General features: G+C 65.8%; 16 protein-coding genes. 13 read left to right on the top strand and 3 right to left on the bottom strand.

The annotated features are described in order from the left end of the window. The first annotated feature begins 14 nt into the window (after positions 1 to 14). The 9 genes from ACGFNJ_RS42230 to ACGFNJ_RS42190 all read left to right on the top strand — a co-directional run bounded on the left by ACGFNJ_RS42230 (position 15) and on the right by ACGFNJ_RS42190 (position 10,405). Entirely contained in the window at positions 15 to 1,067 is a 1,053-nt protein-coding gene (locus ACGFNJ_RS42230) for a zinc-dependent alcohol dehydrogenase family protein (RefSeq protein ID WP_393461956.1), read from the top strand. 42 nt (positions 1,068 to 1,109) lie between these two features. Continuing rightward, complete coding sequence (locus tag ACGFNJ_RS42225) at positions 1,110 to 2,030, top strand: universal stress protein (protein WP_393461954.1); 921 nt, start codon at positions 1,110 to 1,112, stop codon at positions 2,028 to 2,030. A gap of 13 nt (positions 2,031 to 2,043) precedes the next feature. After that, the gene (locus ACGFNJ_RS42220; RefSeq protein WP_393461952.1) at positions 2,044 to 2,664 is read left to right on the top strand and encodes a DUF2267 domain-containing protein; all 621 of its coding nucleotides are present in this window, start codon (positions 2,044 to 2,046) and stop codon (positions 2,662 to 2,664) included. A 3-nt stretch (positions 2,665 to 2,667) separates the two neighbouring features. Then, a complete protein-coding gene (locus tag ACGFNJ_RS42215; protein WP_393461950.1) occupies positions 2,668 to 3,330 on the top strand; it encodes an SRPBCC family protein in 663 nt (220 codons plus the stop codon). Positions 3,331 to 3,350: 20 nt separating this feature from the next. Beyond that, positions 3,351 to 6,545 (top strand): beta-phosphoglucomutase family hydrolase, encoded by a 3,195-nt coding sequence (locus tag ACGFNJ_RS42210; RefSeq protein ID WP_393461948.1) that lies wholly within the window; start codon positions 3,351 to 3,353, stop codon positions 6,543 to 6,545. Between the two features lie 111 nt (positions 6,546 to 6,656). Beyond that, entirely contained in the window at positions 6,657 to 7,382 is a 726-nt protein-coding gene (locus ACGFNJ_RS42205; RefSeq protein WP_393461946.1) for an SDR family NAD(P)-dependent oxidoreductase, read from the top strand. A 24-nt stretch (positions 7,383 to 7,406) separates the two neighbouring features. Further along, positions 7,407 to 8,291 (top strand): ATP-binding cassette domain-containing protein, encoded by an 885-nt coding sequence (locus tag ACGFNJ_RS42200; protein WP_393461944.1) that lies wholly within the window; start codon positions 7,407 to 7,409, stop codon positions 8,289 to 8,291. 12 nt (positions 8,292 to 8,303) lie between these two features. Next, the gene (locus ACGFNJ_RS42195) at positions 8,304 to 9,098 is read left to right on the top strand and encodes an ABC transporter permease subunit (RefSeq protein ID WP_393461942.1); all 795 of its coding nucleotides are present in this window, start codon (positions 8,304 to 8,306) and stop codon (positions 9,096 to 9,098) included. Between the two features lie 548 nt (positions 9,099 to 9,646). Then, the gene (locus ACGFNJ_RS42190) at positions 9,647 to 10,405 is read left to right on the top strand and encodes a hypothetical protein (protein ID WP_393461940.1); all 759 of its coding nucleotides are present in this window, start codon (positions 9,647 to 9,649) and stop codon (positions 10,403 to 10,405) included. Positions 10,406 to 10,446: 41 nt separating this feature from the next. On the opposite strand, the gene ACGFNJ_RS42185 is transcribed toward ACGFNJ_RS42190, so the two are convergent. Then, positions 10,447 to 10,575 carry a hypothetical protein gene (locus ACGFNJ_RS42185; RefSeq protein WP_393461938.1) on the bottom strand — a complete coding sequence of 43 codons (129 nt, stop codon included), beginning with the start codon at positions 10,573 to 10,575 and terminating at the stop codon, positions 10,447 to 10,449. A gap of 285 nt (positions 10,576 to 10,860) precedes the next feature. Here ACGFNJ_RS42185 and ACGFNJ_RS42180 point away from each other — a divergent pair, with 285 nt between their 5' ends. Beyond that, a complete protein-coding gene (locus tag ACGFNJ_RS42180) occupies positions 10,861 to 11,862 on the top strand; it encodes an Acg family FMN-binding oxidoreductase (protein WP_393461936.1) in 1,002 nt (333 codons plus the stop codon). A gap of 117 nt (positions 11,863 to 11,979) precedes the next feature. Here the strand turns inward: ACGFNJ_RS42180 and ACGFNJ_RS42175 are convergent, their stop codons facing one another. Beyond that, entirely contained in the window at positions 11,980 to 12,258 is a 279-nt protein-coding gene (locus ACGFNJ_RS42175; RefSeq protein WP_393462116.1) for a hypothetical protein, read from the bottom strand. On the opposite strand from ACGFNJ_RS42175, the gene ACGFNJ_RS42170 reads away from it, so the two are divergent. After that, on the top strand, positions 12,151 to 12,543 hold the full coding sequence (locus ACGFNJ_RS42170) for a hypothetical protein (RefSeq protein WP_393462108.1): 393 nt from the start codon (positions 12,151 to 12,153) through the stop codon (positions 12,541 to 12,543). The two genes, ACGFNJ_RS42175 and ACGFNJ_RS42170, sit on opposite strands and share 108 nt — an antisense overlap. Here the strand turns inward: ACGFNJ_RS42170 and ACGFNJ_RS42165 are convergent. Further along, positions 12,426 to 13,409, bottom strand: coding sequence for an Acg family FMN-binding oxidoreductase (locus ACGFNJ_RS42165; protein WP_393461934.1), 984 nt, complete (start codon positions 13,407 to 13,409; stop codon positions 12,426 to 12,428). The genes ACGFNJ_RS42170 and ACGFNJ_RS42165 overlap by 118 nt on opposite strands. A gap of 200 nt (positions 13,410 to 13,609) precedes the next feature. Between ACGFNJ_RS42165 and ACGFNJ_RS42160 the strand changes: the two genes are divergently transcribed. Both ACGFNJ_RS42160 and ACGFNJ_RS42155 read left to right on the top strand, forming a co-directional pair. Then, positions 13,610 to 15,145 (top strand): AAA family ATPase, encoded by a 1,536-nt coding sequence (locus tag ACGFNJ_RS42160; protein ID WP_393461932.1) that lies wholly within the window; start codon positions 13,610 to 13,612, stop codon positions 15,143 to 15,145. A gap of 28 nt (positions 15,146 to 15,173) precedes the next feature. Next, positions 15,174 to 15,469: response regulator transcription factor (locus ACGFNJ_RS42155; protein WP_393461930.1), on the top strand; the 296-nt coding region annotated here is incomplete at its 3' end.

Raw genomic sequence — 15,469 nt, 5'->3', positions numbered from 1 at the left:
CAGAGGAGAACCCGATGCATGCCATGACATTTCGCGGTCCCGGCCAGCCGAGCTGGGAGGAAGTCCCCGACCCGCAGATCGAAGACAGCACCGATGCGATCGTGCGTGTCGACGCGGTCACGATCTGCGGAACCGATCTGCACATCCTCAAAGGCGATGTCCCCGAAGTCACACCGGGACGCATCCTCGGCCATGAAGCGGTTGGCACCGTGACCGAAGTCGGCCAAGGGGTACGTACCCGCAAAGTCGGTGACCGCGTGCTGATCTCGTGCATCTCGGCTTGCGGTGCGTGCCGATTCTGCAAGGAAGGCCGCTACGGGCAGTGTCTCGGCGGCGGTGGCTGGATTCTCGGCCACCTGATCGACGGCACGCAAGCCGAGTCGGTGCGAGTTCCCTTCGCCGACATGTCCACCCATCCGATTCCCGAGGACATCACCGACGAACAGATGCTGATGTTGGCCGACATCCTGCCGACCAGTCACGAGGTCGGTGTGCTCAGCGGCCAGGTACGTCCCGGTGACGTTGTTGTCATCGTCGGCGCCGGGCCGATCGGACTGGCCGCGATCATGACCGCGCGGCTGTACAGTCCCGGTCACATCGTGGTCGTCGACGTGGTCGACAGCCGCCTCGACGCCGCAGCCAAACTCGGCGCGGACAGCACGCTCAACAGCGGCCGCGAGGACGTTCGGGCGTGCATCGCGCAACTCACCGACGATCTCGGTGCCGATGTCGTCATGGAGGCTGTCGGTGTACCCGAAACCTTCGAACTCTCGGTCGATCTCGTCCGCCCCGGCGGCCATGTCGCCAATATCGGTGTGCACGGCGCTCCCGCCACGCTGCATCTGGAACGCATCTGGATCCGCGATCTGACCATCACCACCGGACTGGTCGACACCAACTCGACGCCTACCCTCATCCAACTGATCCGCAGCGGCAGGCTCGACCCGGCGCCGATGATCACCCATCGCTTCGATATGAGCGAATTCCCCCGTGCCTACGACGTTTTCGCGCGCGCCGGGGAGACGGGCGCGCTCAAGGTGCTGGTTTCCCGCACCGCCCCGCAGTAACTCGCACACGCCAGCCATCCCCGCTATCCGAGGACGATCGACATGAACACACCCCACAGCAGTGATCCACACCGCCTGGCCTCCGCGCTCGTCGTGGTCGGGGTCGACGGCTCCGCAGGCTCCGACGCCGCGGTCCGCTGGGCAGCCGACACCGCCGTGCAGCGCCGCCGCGGGCTGCACATCGTGCACGGCCTCGACCTCGCCGCGACCCGGGCGAAACTCGCCTACCACGACGTTTTGACCGCACCGGTCATCGAATCCATTCATCGGCGCGGGCGCAAGATCGTCGATGAAGCCCGCAGGCGCGCCACCGAGCTCGCACCGGAACTCAGCGTCACCACCGAGGTTTCGGAGGACAACGGCGCCGAACTGCTCATCCGGGCGTCCCACACGGCGCATCTGGTGGTGCTCGGGGTGACCGACAACGCGGGAACGTTCGCGCACCTGGGGTCCACCTTGCTCGCGGTCACCAGCCACGGTCGTGGCTCGGTGATCGTGGTGCGCGGCACTGGAGGCGAGCAGTCCGGCACGAAGACCGGGCCGGTGGTCGTCGGTGCCGATGGCACCGCAACCGGTGAGGCTGTCGTCGCGGCGGCGTTCGCCGAGGCCGCGGAGCTCGACACCGACCTGATCGCTGTGCACGCCTGGAGCGATTGGCACTTCGACGGCTTCACGGGGGCAGCCGAACTCGGCATCGTCGAGGCCGACATCGAGAACGCCGAGGACGCTTTGCTCGCCGAACGTCTTGCCGGTTGGCGGGAGAAGTATCCCGATGTGCGGGTGACCAGGCAGATCCATCCCGGCGGTCCGGTCGGGCCGTTGATGGATTTGTCCACCTCGGCTCAGCTGATTGTCGTCGGCACGCGCGGGCACGGCGCTTTCACCGGCCTGCTGCTCGGATCGACAAGCAATTTCCTTGTCCAGCATGCCCATTGCCCCGTCATGGTCACCCACCAGGAATGACCGAGGAACCATCATGTCGCACAAACGAGACCCCTTCGCCCCGGCCGTCCATTCCGCCAACGTCTGGTTGCGGCACATCGCGGACGGCATCGCCACCGACGATCGCACTTTCGCCTACCGCGCCACCCGGGCCTGGCTGCACACCGTGCGTGACCGTCTGGAACCGCACGCCGCCGCGCATCTGAGCGCACAGCTGCCAGAACTGCTGCGCGGCGTATTCTTCGAAGGCTGGGTGCCGGGCCGCACACCGAAATCGCAGGACATCAACGACATGCTTGCCGAATTCGCCTCCGCGGCAGGCATTACCGATGACGAGGCCGTCGGCCTGATGTGGATCGTCACCGACGCATTCCGCGAGCTGTGCTCGCCCGGTCTGCTCGAGCATCTCTTCGCCCGGCTGCCCGCCTCGATGAAGCGCGTCCTGCTCGGCGCCTCGCCCGGACCGAACGACGAAGAGACGGTGGAGGATCGACTCACCGATCTGGCCGATCGCTTGCACACACTCTCCGAAGCGGTCGCGGTGCTCGCGCGCGGTCTGGAAGCCCGCCCCGATATCGAACCGGACAGCGACCGAACCGCATTCGCTGCTCAGGAAGCACACCGCATGCTCATGGCGGAACACACCGGGATGTGAATCATGAAGACAACGACAGCGATCACCGTCGGAACCGCAACGTACCTGGCCGGATTGGCGGTGGGATATCAGCTGCTGCTGCGGCGCAAGTGCCTCATGTGGGGTGCGACTACCGATGAGGTCGCTCGCATCATGCCGGGTGACGAATTGCTTGCCGACCCGGACATTGTCGCCACCAGGGCGATCACGATCGACGCGGAGACCACGGCGATCTGGCCGTGGCTGGTCCAACTCGGCCCGGGCCGGGGCGGCGCCTACACCTACGACTGGATCGAGAACCTGCTCGGGCTGAACATGCACAGCGCGGACAAGATCCTCCCGGAGTTTCAAAACCTCACTGTCGGAGACACTTTCGAACTCGGCAAGAGTGGACCACGGCTGCGAGTCGCCACCATCGAACCCGAGCATGCCTTGGTGTTCGTCTCCACCGACGGCCACTGGGTGTGGGCGTTCGGGCTCTATCCGGGCACCGAAGGCACCCGGCTGGTGAGCCGCAACCGCATCACTCTTCCGGACTCCGGTCTGCCGACGAGGCTGTTCAATCGGCTCATCATGGAGCCGGGCAGTTGGATAATGGAGCGCAAGATGCTGATTGGCATCCAGCAGCGGGCCGAACGCGGCAGCACGTCTGTTATCGATCGGCCGATCGCTGTGCAAGCAGGCTAGTGGGAAGGCCGGGATCGGCTATGGGCCATTCCGATTCATCCGGTCCATTCGGCGCCCGCCCGCCCTATGACGCGGTGCTGTTCGATATGGACGGTGTGGTCACCGATACTGCCACCGTCCATACCGCAGCGTGGAAGCAGTTGTTCGACACCGTGTTACGCGACAGCAGAGTGTCCGCGGCGGTGTCACGGCGTCCGTTCGACGACGAGGATTACAGCCGCTTCGTCGACGGGCGGGCCCGGATCGACGGCGTGCAGGCCTTCTTGGCTTCGCGCGGCATCGACTTGCCGCTTGGCGCAGGCGATGACCCCGATGACGCGTGGACCGCGCACGGGCTCGCCAACCGAAAGAACGCGATCTTCCTGACACTGCTTGCCGAGCAAGGTGTCCGGGCCTTTCCCGGCACCGTCGATCTGGTGTGCAGGCTGCGGGCCGGCGGCGTGCCCGCAGGGCTGGTCACGGCCAGTCGCAACGCGCACGCGATCCTGGCCGCCGCGGGCCTGACCGATCTCTTCGATGTCATCATCGACGGCACGGTCGCCGACGACCTCGCGCTGCCCGGCAAGCCCGACCCCGCACTGTTCCTCGAGGCGATACGCCGCCTGCGTGTTCCTCCCGCGCGCGCAGTCGTCATCGAGGACGCCCCTGCCGGTGTGGCAGCCGGAGTCGCGGGCGGATTCGGACTGGTGGTCGGCGTCGATCGCAGGCTCCACCCGGATGGCTTGGCCGCCGCTGGCGCTGAACTCGTGGTGCGCGATGTCGCCGAGCTCGACCTCGGCGTGCTGCTGACCGATCCGTGGCTGTTGAGCTACGGTGGCTCCGATTCGGCCCACGAGGGACAGCGTGAGGCGCTCACCACGCTGTCCAACGGCTACCTCGGCACCCGCGGCGCGGCACCCGAATACCCATGCGGTGGAGTGCATTATCCAGGCACCTATCTTGCCGGAGTCTATAACCGGCGCACCGGCACCGTCGCAGGCCGCACGGTCGAGGACGAGCAGATCGTGAACATCCCCAACTGGTTGCCGCTGGATATTCGCTTCGGCGGCGTGTGGTGGTCGAGCGACGCGGTCGCGGTCCGCTATGAACGCCGCGATCTCGACCTACGCACCGGGGTCTCGAGCCGCACCGCGGTGCTGGTGGAACCACAGGGGCGCACGCTGCTGGTCACCCAGCGCCGCCTGGTTTCCCTGTCCCATCCGCACCTGGCCGCGCTGGAAACCACACTCGTGCCCCAGGGCTGGAGCGGTGCAGTCGAGGTGCGCTCCGGCATCGATGCCGGCGTCATGAACACCAATGTCGCGGAGCACCCGCCGTTCACCCACCGCCAGCTGACTCGGATCGAGGTCGCCCCGATCGACCCGTGGACGTTTCTCGTCCAAGCCGAAACCAGCTCCAGCCGGATCCGGGTCGCAGTAGCCGCACGAGTGATAGTCCACGGCGACACCGGGGTGGGCCCGCCGATCGCCGAAAATGATGGCGCCGACAGCTATTCCCAGCGTTTTCCGGTCGCCGTGCGGGACGGGCAGCCCACCGTCATCGACAAGATCGTCGCGATCGCCACGTCAAGGGACAACGCCATCGCCTCGCCCGCGCTCGGCGTCATCGCCGAATTGACCCGCGCACCAGGTTCTTTCCCGGATCTGCTGGTCGCGCACCAACGGGGTTGGGCGCAGCGGTGGGACCTCTTCGCCATCGAGCTCGACGGCACCGATACTCAAACCCGCCTCGTGCTCAACCTGCACCTGTTCCATCTCGCCCAGACGATCACCGAGCACACCGCCGAGTTGGATGCCGGCGTACCGGCACGTGGGTTGCACGGCGAAGGCTATCGGGGCCACGTGTTCTGGGACGCGCTGTTTCTGATGCCGCTGCTCACGATCTACCGCCCCGAAACGGCGAAAGCCATGGTGCGGTACCGATCCCGTAGGCTGCCAGCCGCCCGCTTCGCCGCGGCCGAGCACAGCTGGGCTGGCGCACTGTTCCCGTGGCAAAGCGGCAGCGATGGCCGGGAAGAGACGCCGAGCGAGCTCTTCAACCCGCGCTCGAATCGGTGGATGCCGGACAATTCCCGACGGCAGCGCCATGTCGGGCTTGCCATCGCCCATAATGCCTGGCAGTTCTACGAATGCACCGGTGACCTGGACTGGCTCGCCGAGCACGGTGCAGAGTTGATTATCGAGGTAGCGCGGCTGTTCACCGCGATGGCACGCTACGCCGCCACCGACGATCGCTACCATCTCGACGGCGTCATGGGTCCCGACGAATTCCACGACGGATACCCCGACGCACCAGGCCTCGGGGTGCGCGACAACGCCTACACCAACGTGCTTGCCGCTTGGGTGTGCGGCAAAGCCGTCGAAACCCTGAATCTGCTCACCGGTCACACTCGCGAAACACTGTGCCGCAGAATCGGTATCGATGACCCTCGCGAGCCCGATCAGTGGTCTCGGCTCAGTCTGCGGATGGCCGTGCCGTTCCACGACGGGGTGCTCAGCCAATTCGACGGCTACGGCGATCTCGCCGAATTCGACTGGGACACCTACCGACACCGCTACGGCAACATCGGTCGCCTCGACCTGATCCTCGAGGCCGAAGGCGACACTCCCAACCGATACAAGCTCTGCAAACAAGCCGATGTACTGATGCTGGTCTACCTGCTCGGACCAGGTCACCTGCTGTCGCTATTGGAACGCCTCGGCTATCGATGCACCCGCGAAACCCTCGACCGCACACTGGATTACTACCTACAACGCACCGCAAACGGTTCGACGCTCAGCCAGGTCGTCCATGCATCGGTGCTGGCGCGTATGCGGCCCGACCAGGCTTGGGCAGTATTTCAGCAGGCACTGGTCGCCGATCTCGACGACACCCAAGGCGGTACCACCAAACACGGCATCCACCTCGGCGCCATGGCGGGCACCGTCGATATTGTGATCCGCGCCTTCGCCGGGCTGCGCTGTCATCGCGACCGGCTGGTCTTCAACCCCCGCCTCCCGGTGCAACTCGCCGGAGTGCGGTTCGGCGTGCACTACCGCAAACAGCAGATCAAGGTCGACCTAGATCACCACCGCCTGCGCCTCGAGAGCAGACCATCCGCAACGGCCGCGGTCATCGACATCGATGTCGCTGGAACCCGGTCCACCCTCAGCGCCGGGCAGGTCCGCGAATTCGTCCTCACACCGGCCGACGACGGCCTGCTGCCCGTCGAATAATCGAAGCAGAGTCGGACGGTCCTGGCACTGAGGACTTTCGCCAGGCTCGCCGAGGGCCGAGACACGCCACGCTCGAGGGGACACGAATTCATCCCCCCAGAGGTGGTCACAGTGAACAGTTTCAGTGGGCGCAGCGCCATCGTCACCGGCGGCGCGCGTGGAATCGGCGCCGCCATCGTCCGAGCGCTGGCGAAGGAGAACATCGCGGTCGTCATCGCCGACCTACTCGAACAAGAGGGCACGGAACTCGCGCACGCGCTCGGGCCGAACGTCATGTTCCAGCGCCTGGACGTCACCGACAAGTCGATGTGGCGCGACGTCATCGACCAGACCTCGGCGACCTTCGGGCCGCTCGCCATGCTGATCAACAACGCGGGCATTCTCGACTTCGGCAGCATCGAGTCCGAGCCGCCCGCGATGTTCCGACACGTCGTCGAGGTCAACCTCTACGGCGCCTGGCTCGGCATGCACATGGCCGTGCCGCACCTGCGGGCCGCAGGCGGCGGGGTAATCGTCAATATGTCCTCGACCGCCGGGTTGATCGGCTACCCGAGCATCGGCGGCTACGTCGCCAGCAAGTGGGGACTGCGCGGGCTGACCAAGGCCGCGGCCATCGAGCTCGGTCCCGACAACATTCGCGTGTGCTCGGTGCATCCCGGACCCATCCACACACCGATGACGGCGGGCCTCGACGAATCGATCGCGGCGACACAACCGTTGCCCCGTTTCGGCGAGCCGGACGAGGTCGCGGCGATGGTCCGCTTCCTCGTCACCGAAGCCACGTTCTCCACCGGTTCGGAATTCGTCCTGGACGGCGGCGCGACCGCGGGCCGCTAGGCCTGGTCGAGAGAGATATTCGGGATGTCAACGATCATCAGCACTACCGGGTTGACCAAGCTCTACGGGCGCAAGCCCGCGCTGGTCGACGTGAATCTCGAAGTGCCCACCGGAGTTGTCTTCGGCTACCTCGGGCCCAACGGCGCCGGGAAGACCACGACCATACGTCTGCTGGTCGGTCTGATGCGGCCGACCCGTGGCAGCGCCACGATCGGCGGCGCGGACATCGTACGCGCACGATCCGCGGCGCAACGCCACATCGGCTACCTCCCAGGGGAATTCGTCGGATACCCCGACCTCACGGCAGAGCAGTATCTGCGCTATCTCGCCAATCTGCGCGGTGGTGTCGACGACAAGGTCCGCCGACGGCTGATCGAGCGGCTCGGACTGGACCCCACCGTACGAATCGGCGCGATGTCACACGGCAACCGGCAGAAGGTCGGCATCGTCCAGGCGTTCATGAGCGAACCCGATCTGCTCGTCCTCGACGAACCGACGAGCGGGCTGGATCCCTTGGTACAGCGCGAATTCCACACGCTGATCCATGAGGCGAAGTCCGCGGGCAGCACGGTGTTCCTGTCCTCGCACGTGCTGTCGGAGGTGCAGGAGGTTGCCGACATGGTCGGCATTCTGCGCCAAGGCCGACTGGTCGAGGTTCGTGCGATCGATGAACTCACCGCAAGGCCACTGCGCCACATCGATCTCGTATTCGCCGGTGCGGCACCGGATCTGGACCGGCTTCGGCATATCAACGGTGTGCGGTCAGTACACCACAACACCAAGGGTGTGCATGTCGAACTCGAAGGCTCCACGGCCGCACTGCTGCGCGCGGTAGCACCGTTCGAGGTCATCGACATCGTCAGCCACGAACCCGATCTCGAAGACATCTTCCTCAACTATTACGGATAGGACTGAAACACCATGTTGCGCACCGTGTATACCAAATGTCTGCGCGATCAACGGCGCGGGCTTATCGGCTGGAGCATCGGCATTGCGCTGCTTGTCCTGCTCGAAAGCGCCATCTGGCCGACGTTCTCGGACATGTCCGGTATACAGGAGTTCCTGAAGAGCTATCCAGAGGCCATGCGCAAACTGTTCAACCTCGACCAGTTCGCCACCGGCACCGGGTTTCTGAACGCTGAGCTGTTCAGCATGATGCTGCCGATCCTCTTCCTGGTGTTCACCATCGGCCGAGGTGCGCGTGGCATCGCCGGTGAGGAAGAACGCGGCACCCTGGAACTCCTTCTGGTGAACGGTGTTTCGCCGATACGATTGGCGCTGGAGCAGGCCGCCGTCGTCGTCACATCGGTGGCGGTGCTCGGGGTCGTGCTGTTCGGGTCGGTCGTGGCGTGCTCGGCGATCTTCGGACTCGGTATACCGATCGCGTTCGCCGCCACCGGTGCGTTGTCGATGACCTTGCTCGGTATGGAGTTCGGTCTCATCGCCGCCGCGGTCGGCGCGGCCACCGGCAAGCGCGTTCTGGCGCTCAGCGCTGCCACCATCCTTGCCGTCGGTGCATACATGCTGTATGTCGCGAGCCAGCTCGTCACGGCGGTCGCTCCGTGGGGACCATGGTCACCGTTCCATCAAGCCATCGCGGCCGGGCCCATGGGTGCCGGACTCCCCCTACCCCTTCTGTGGCTCCTCGCCGGTGGAATCTGCTGTGTGCTGGCCGCTTTGCCGATTTTCGACCGCCGAGATATCGCAGGCATCTGAGCCGAGCCTGGTGCTGTCATACGCAGGCACCCTTGGGGTCTGCGTTATTGCCGACCCAGCCATCGTCACCGACCAGGACCGGCTCACCGACGCACTCGCGGCACGGTTCGACTGCCTGATACCAGCGCACCGGTGATCCGCGCCGCTACGGCGCACCAAAAGATCACAGGACCAGGTCACTCTGACGGAGGACCATCGGCTTTCCCGGTTGGTGGCTTTCGGTCCTGCCGACCGAAGTGTGCTGCGCCGACCATTGAAACATGACAATCACGACTCGATACGAGGCGTCAGGGTTCGGCGCATCGGTCATGTTGAGGATGCTGCACTCGCCCATGGCGGTCAGGTTGCGGCGGACTCTGACCGAACTGCGCTACCAGGGCCGGCGTTCGGGTCGTCATCTCGCTTTGCCCGTGTCCTTTGCCCGCTCGGACAACATCGTCGTCGTCCGGGTAGCTCGCTCCGACACAAAGGAGTGGTGGCGCAACTTTCGTACACCCCGGCCGATTTCGGTGTGGCTCGACGGCAGGTGGCACGAAGGTACAGGTCATGTGGCACCACCTGGATCGCTGGAACACGAAGAGATGGCCGCGATCTATCAGGCGGAGTATCCGCGCACGGAAATTCCCGTGACAGATCCTTTCGTCGTGATCGAGCTATCGGCCGCACACAACCTGCCGGGCAGCACGCCCGGCGCACCGCGGCACCAGGGATTGTGGCGACGCTGGTGGGTCAGCGTCACCCTCGGTGAATTGCTGGGTTTCGCGGCACCGGCGATGGTCGCAACGCTGGTGCGGGACGCCGCACCGGCCTCAGCCGCTCTCGCACTCCTGCTGGCAGGCGCGATCGAAGGGACGGTACTCGGCTGGTTCCAGGCCCGCGTACTGCGCACCGTCGTGCACGGATTACGTTCCGGCGATTGGATTCTCGCGACCGCGCTCGGTGCGCTGCTGGCCTGGTCGATAGGCGTGATCCCCGTGGCGGCCGACGATAGTCTCGCCAGTGTACCGCCTGCCCTGCTCATCCCCGCCGCAGTGGTGGGCGGGACCATAATGCTGCTGTCCATCGGCCTCACCCAGTGGTCGGTGCTACGCCACCGACTCCATCATGCGGGCCAATGGATTTGGGCCACCGCCCTCGCTTGGCTCGCGGGCTTGGCCTGCTTCACCGCCTTCACCACACCCCTGTGGCAACCCGGCCAATCCAGCCTCCGCATCGTGTCGATCGGACTCGTCGGCGGACTGCTGATGGCCGCCATCATGTCCGCCGTCACCGGCGCCTTCCTGGTTCGCATCCTCCGCGCGCAATAGTCGAATATCGGAGGGACAGTTGGCTATTGCTCGCCCAACTGTCACGGAGAAGGGTTCTCGACCGCAGTCAGCCGCCACCATTCGCCGACATCGCCCTGCTGGTGGACCGATTCGAACAGGTCGGCACGACGCAGCCCCGGCAGAATGTGGTAGCCGATCGAGCCGGGCACGCTGACCAGAGCGAGGACTCGCCACAGGGCGCGAGCGTAGGATTCGGCGGCGGCGGGGCCGTCCTGCGCAGCACGCTAGTGCGACACACGCCGTTGCGACTGGCAGCGGCGCCTGGGGAGGCCGCGTATCCCAGTGTGTTGCCCGGCGAGCGGGCGACGAAGAGTCGAACGGCAAGGCCAGAAGTCCTCCGATCAGGACCGTCCCGGCCGCCGAGGGACCTAGTGCCCTCCAGATCGGGCTCAAGTCCCGTATCCGCCGCGCGCCGACGAACGGACACTCGATACATGACCGCAAGTGATGCAGTTCCCGAAACTTTCGTACCGGATCGGCCGACGATCACGGCGGCTGTGCAGCTGGCCGGGCGGGCCCCTTCGGTGCACAACACGCAGCCGTGGCGCTGGGTTTTCGACGGCACCCGCCTGCACCTCCATCGCGACAACGACCGACTGCTGATATCGGCCGATCCGCATGGCAGGCAGTTGGTGATCAGCTGCGGCGCGGTGCTGCACCATGTGCGCACCGCGTTCGCCGCGCACGGCTGGCACACCGACACCGTGCGGCTGCCCGACCCCGAGCAACGCGACCTGCTGGCGTCGGTCGAGTTCCGCCCGTGGGCCGATCCACCCGCCGGCGTCGCCGCCCGTGCCCACGCCATCGACCTGCGCCACACCGACCGGCTGCCGATGCTGCCACCGAATAATTGGCCCGAGCTGGTGCACACCGCCCGAATGCTGGCGAATCCCCACGACATCGAACTCGATGCGCTCGACGCCGAGGCAGGCGTCCGGCTTGCGGCCGCGTCGCAGCACGCGACCGCGCTGCGCCGCTACGACATGGAGTATCAAGCCGAATTGCATTGGTGGACCGGACATTCGCCGGCTCCCGAAGGCATCCCGCGCACCGCGCTTGTCTCGGACGCGGAATTCTCCCGTGTCCCGGTCGGTCGTACGTTCCCGTCCGCGCCGCATTCGACGCGCCGCAGCGAGTTCGAGGATCAGGCACAGCTGTTGGTGCTCAGCTCCGCCAACGACTCGATGCTGGACTGGCTGCGCACCGGCGAGGCACTGTCGGCCGTGCTGCTCGAATGCACCGCCGCAGGCCAGGCCAGCTGCGCGCTGACGCATATCACCGAGCTGCCTACCGCCCGCAAAACCATTACCGGCTTGCTGCCCCACCACACCATGCCGCAGGTAGTGATCCGGGTCGGCACGGCGCCTGATGGCGAAGTACCGCCGGAGTCGCTCCGCCGCCCGGTCACCGACATCCTGTCGTTCCGTCAGGGATAACGGCGGGAACGGCCTGGGGTACGACGTCGCCCGTTAGTCGTCGTGCCCCAGGTGCCGAAAACCTGGGCGCACCAACGACCAGATCGAAGGCTGTTGCGCCAGTTACGATCTCCCCTGTTACTGCTGCTTGCGGCAACCGCCTCCGCATCGTTCTTCCTCGGCCAACGGACCGACGCCGTGATCATCGGCCTCATCCTGACCACGTCGGTCGGCCTCGGCGTGCTCAACGCGTACCGCGCCGAGCGGGCCGCTGAGGTGATGCACGATCGAATTCAGCACCGCGCCACGGTGGTCCGTGACAGCAGCGGACAATCCATCGCCGTGGCCGATCTGGTGCCCGGCGATCTGGTGGAGGTACGGCTCGGTCAGCTCGTGCCCGCCGATCTCCGGCGTCATCTATCTGACGCTGACCGAAGCAGGCAAGCACTTCTTCTTCCGAACACCGAAACCTGTTGCGCCTCAACGCACCCGGATTCCGGGTCATCGGGTACACCGTCGGGCGGCCCACTTCAGCACCGGCCGAGCATGATCCTTCACGACCGACGCGCACCGCGAGCTCGTGCTCAGCAGGCGGTTGCTTCGTATCGCTCCAGCACGTCGTCGAGCGCACGCCGCGGCGTGCACGGCAGCGCGACAGCGCCTGCCTGCGCCCAGCCGATTCTGAGGACGGCCTGCGGATAACCGCGGCCGTCCAGCACGCCGACGCGGATGCGGCGGCGCAGCTCGGGAACCGCAAGCGGTTCGGTCAGCGCGCAGGTAGCCAAGCCCACATTCGTCGCGGTCAGCAGTACCGCACTGAGTGCCTCTCCCGCGCACAACTGCGCAAGCCGATCGTCAGCCGAAGTGCTGAGCACCAGCAGTTCGGCGAAGTCGGCATCGACACGCGAAGCGACGGACCTCCCCGCGGTGATGGTCGTCGGGCTGCCCTCGGGAGCCGAGCGCTGCGGGATCTTTCTGGCGGGCAGGCCGTCCAGTGTCGTTGGCCTGCCGCTCCAGTCAGCCAATTCCAGCCGATAGCTCGGATCGCCGACCGCCCGCGCCGCCGAGTCCTGGAGCACCGCAACCAGCCGGGTGCGCGCGCCGTCCACGGCCTGCCGGATGCTTGCCCCCTGTGCCACGGCTCGTTCGTTCACCAATCCGAGGTAGCCGGGCGGGATCGGGGCGGAGCTGAAATGTCGACGATCGGTCTGCCTGCGCGGAATCGCGGCGCTCAGTGCGCTGTCGAACATGGTCGGCCGATGTGGCACCAGGTCGATCGACGCCAGATAATTCGGATCCGCCGCATTCGGCAACCGGCGCACCACGGCCGACCAGCCCGAGGCCGCCAGCGCGATCCGCAGATGGTGCAGCACGGCACCACAACTCACGACGGCGTCGCGCTGCCCGGACTCGGTCGCCGAGGGCACCCGCATCGAGTCGAGAGACAGGTGCACCCGGTGGTCGCTGATCCGGAATCGCCACGGCTGCACATTGCCGACCGACGGCGCCCGCACCGCGAGCGCAAACGCGGCACGCAGAGTGTGATCGTCGGGCCATCCGTAGTTCATCGTCGTCCACCATCCTTCTCGTCGGTTCCTACGCTGCCACTGCACCGATGATGCAGGTAAGGGCAGGACGTCCCCACGTGGAGGGACTTCGGGAAACGGTCCGGAAGTCCCCCGGCATCGAGGACCTTCGGCCCGTCCCTGGCAACGCTGCGGTGGGCGATCCTGAAGACACGAACCGAACCCCCGAAAGGCTGTGCCCCATGCCCGAACACGGATCGCCCGCCGAGCTGCGGGAAACGCACACCGGGTTGGTGGTGCTGTGCGGCGACCGGGCATACAAGGTGAAGAAACCCCTCCGCACCGACTTCCTCGACTTCAGCACGCCGGAGTCGCGCGAGCAGGCGTGCACGAGGGAGGTCGAATTGAACAGTCGCCTCGCACCGGATGTGTATCTCGGCGTTGCCCACCTGTCGGACCCGACCGGCGGCAAAGACGAGCCGGTGGTGCTGATGCGGCGCATGCCGGAGGACCGCAGGCTGTCGAACACCCTCGACGACCCGACGCTGTCCCGGTCACGGCTGCCGGCATTGATACAGGTGCTCGCGCTGTTTCATCACTCGGCGCGCCGTGGTCCCGAAATCAACGCCGAAGGCACCCCGGACGCGCTGCGTGGCCGCTGGCGAATACTGTTGCGTAGCCTTGCCGAACAGCCGCCCGAGGTGGCCGATCCGCATCTGGTCAACCGGATAGACTGGCTCGCGACCCGCTTCATCGACGGCCGGGAAATGTTGCTGATGAACAGGATTGCCGACGACCGCATCGTCGACGGGCACGGCGACCTGCAATCCGAAGACATCTTCGACCTGGCCGACGGCTTTCGGGTGCTCGACTGCCTCGACTTCGACGACCGGCTGCGCTACGTCGACTGCGTGGACGACATCGCCTTCCTGGCAATGGATCTGGAGTTCCTCGGGCATGCGGGACTGGGTGATCGGCTGCTCTCCGATTATCTGCTGATCACCGCCGATCCGGCGTCGAGGTCGCTGTGTGATCACTACATCGCCTACCGCGCCCTCGTTCGCGCCAAGGTCGACGCGATCCGCTTCGACCAGGGCGACAGTGCCGCCCGCGACCGTGTCCACCGGCATCTGTTGATCGCCACCCACCACCTCGAGACGGCCGCCGTCCGGCTGGTACTGGTTGGCGGGCTACCGGGAACCGGTAAATCCACTGTTGCCAAGGAACTTTCGGCATTGACCGGGGCGGTGGTCTGCTCCAGCGATCACGTGCGCACCCAGCTTCGCGCGACGGGGCAGGTCCAAGGAGACGGCGGAACCTTCAGCGCGGGAGCATATTCCGCAGCGAACAAGACACAGGTCTACACCGAACTACTTACTCGCGCTCATCGGCTGCTCTCGCTCGGAATCTCGGTGATCCTCGACGCCAGCTGGATGGCCGCGGACGAACGTCACCGTGCCGAGGTGCTCGCCGCCCACACCCACGCCGACTTCCTCCAATTGGAGTGCGTGTGTCCGTCCGCTGTGGCAGAACAACGCATCGATCGGCGCGGTGCCTGCGACTCCGAAGCGACTCCGCAGATCGCCGCCGCGATGTCGAAATCCGCATCGGCGTGGCTCGGTGGCACGGTGCTCAACACGGAATTACCGCTCGCCGACACCGTGCACAGCGCATTCCGCGCTTGGCAAACAGTGATCTCCCCGACTATGTCAAGGGACCTTGGCCACCAATCGAGGGCCCAACTCCGCGACGCGGGCGAGAAAATCTTCGTAGGCTGAACCGACAACTCAGGGAGGTGCATTCCGAATGGTTTCAGTGTTCTTGGTGGACGACCATCACATCGTGCGGCGCGGGGTGGCCGATCTGATCGATGCCGAATCCGACCTCGAGGTGATCGGCGAGGCGGGCAATGTGTCTCAGGCGATGGCGCGCATCCCGGCATTGCGGCCGGAGGTCGTCGTGCTCGACGTGCGACTACCCGACGGCAACGGCATCGAATTGTGTCGCGAGTTGCTCGACCAGCATCCTGGGCTGCACTGTCTGATTCTGACCTCGTTCACCGACGAGCAAGCGATGCTCGACGCGATCCTCGCCGGGGCGAG

The organism is Nocardia sp. NPDC049149 (assembly GCF_043197455.1).
In the GTDB taxonomy this organism is placed as follows: domain Bacteria; phylum Actinomycetota; class Actinomycetes; order Mycobacteriales; family Mycobacteriaceae; genus Nocardia.
The sequence above is the reverse complement of the archived record's forward strand: the minus strand, read 5'-3'. Positions and strand labels throughout refer to the sequence as shown.

What these genes read in the sequence shown, in the direction of transcription:
- ACGFNJ_RS42230 (WP_393461956.1), top strand. Translation starts at nt 15, where the DNA reads ATGCATGCCATGACATTTCGCGGTCCCGGCCAGCCGAGCTGGGAGGAA.
- ACGFNJ_RS42225 (WP_393461954.1), top strand. Translation starts at nt 1,110, where the DNA reads ATGAACACACCCCACAGCAGTGATCCACACCGCCTGGCCTCCGCGCTC.
- ACGFNJ_RS42220 (WP_393461952.1), top strand. Translation starts at nt 2,044, where the DNA reads ATGTCGCACAAACGAGACCCCTTCGCCCCGGCCGTCCATTCCGCCAAC.
- ACGFNJ_RS42215 (WP_393461950.1), top strand. Translation starts at nt 2,668, where the DNA reads ATGAAGACAACGACAGCGATCACCGTCGGAACCGCAACGTACCTGGCC.
- ACGFNJ_RS42210 (WP_393461948.1), top strand. Translation starts at nt 3,351, where the DNA reads ATGGGCCATTCCGATTCATCCGGTCCATTCGGCGCCCGCCCGCCCTAT.
- ACGFNJ_RS42200 (WP_393461944.1), top strand. Translation starts at nt 7,407, where the DNA reads ATGTCAACGATCATCAGCACTACCGGGTTGACCAAGCTCTACGGGCGC.
- ACGFNJ_RS42195 (WP_393461942.1), top strand. Translation starts at nt 8,304, where the DNA reads ATGTTGCGCACCGTGTATACCAAATGTCTGCGCGATCAACGGCGCGGG.
- ACGFNJ_RS42180 (WP_393461936.1), top strand. Translation starts at nt 10,861, where the DNA reads ATGACCGCAAGTGATGCAGTTCCCGAAACTTTCGTACCGGATCGGCCG.
- ACGFNJ_RS42175 (WP_393462116.1), bottom strand. Translation starts at nt 12,258, where the DNA reads ATGACGCCGGAGATCGGCGGGCACGAGCTGACCGAGCCGTACCTCCAC.
- ACGFNJ_RS42165 (WP_393461934.1), bottom strand. Translation starts at nt 13,409, where the DNA reads ATGAACTACGGATGGCCCGACGATCACACTCTGCGTGCCGCGTTTGCG.
- ACGFNJ_RS42160 (WP_393461932.1), top strand. Translation starts at nt 13,610, where the DNA reads ATGCCCGAACACGGATCGCCCGCCGAGCTGCGGGAAACGCACACCGGG.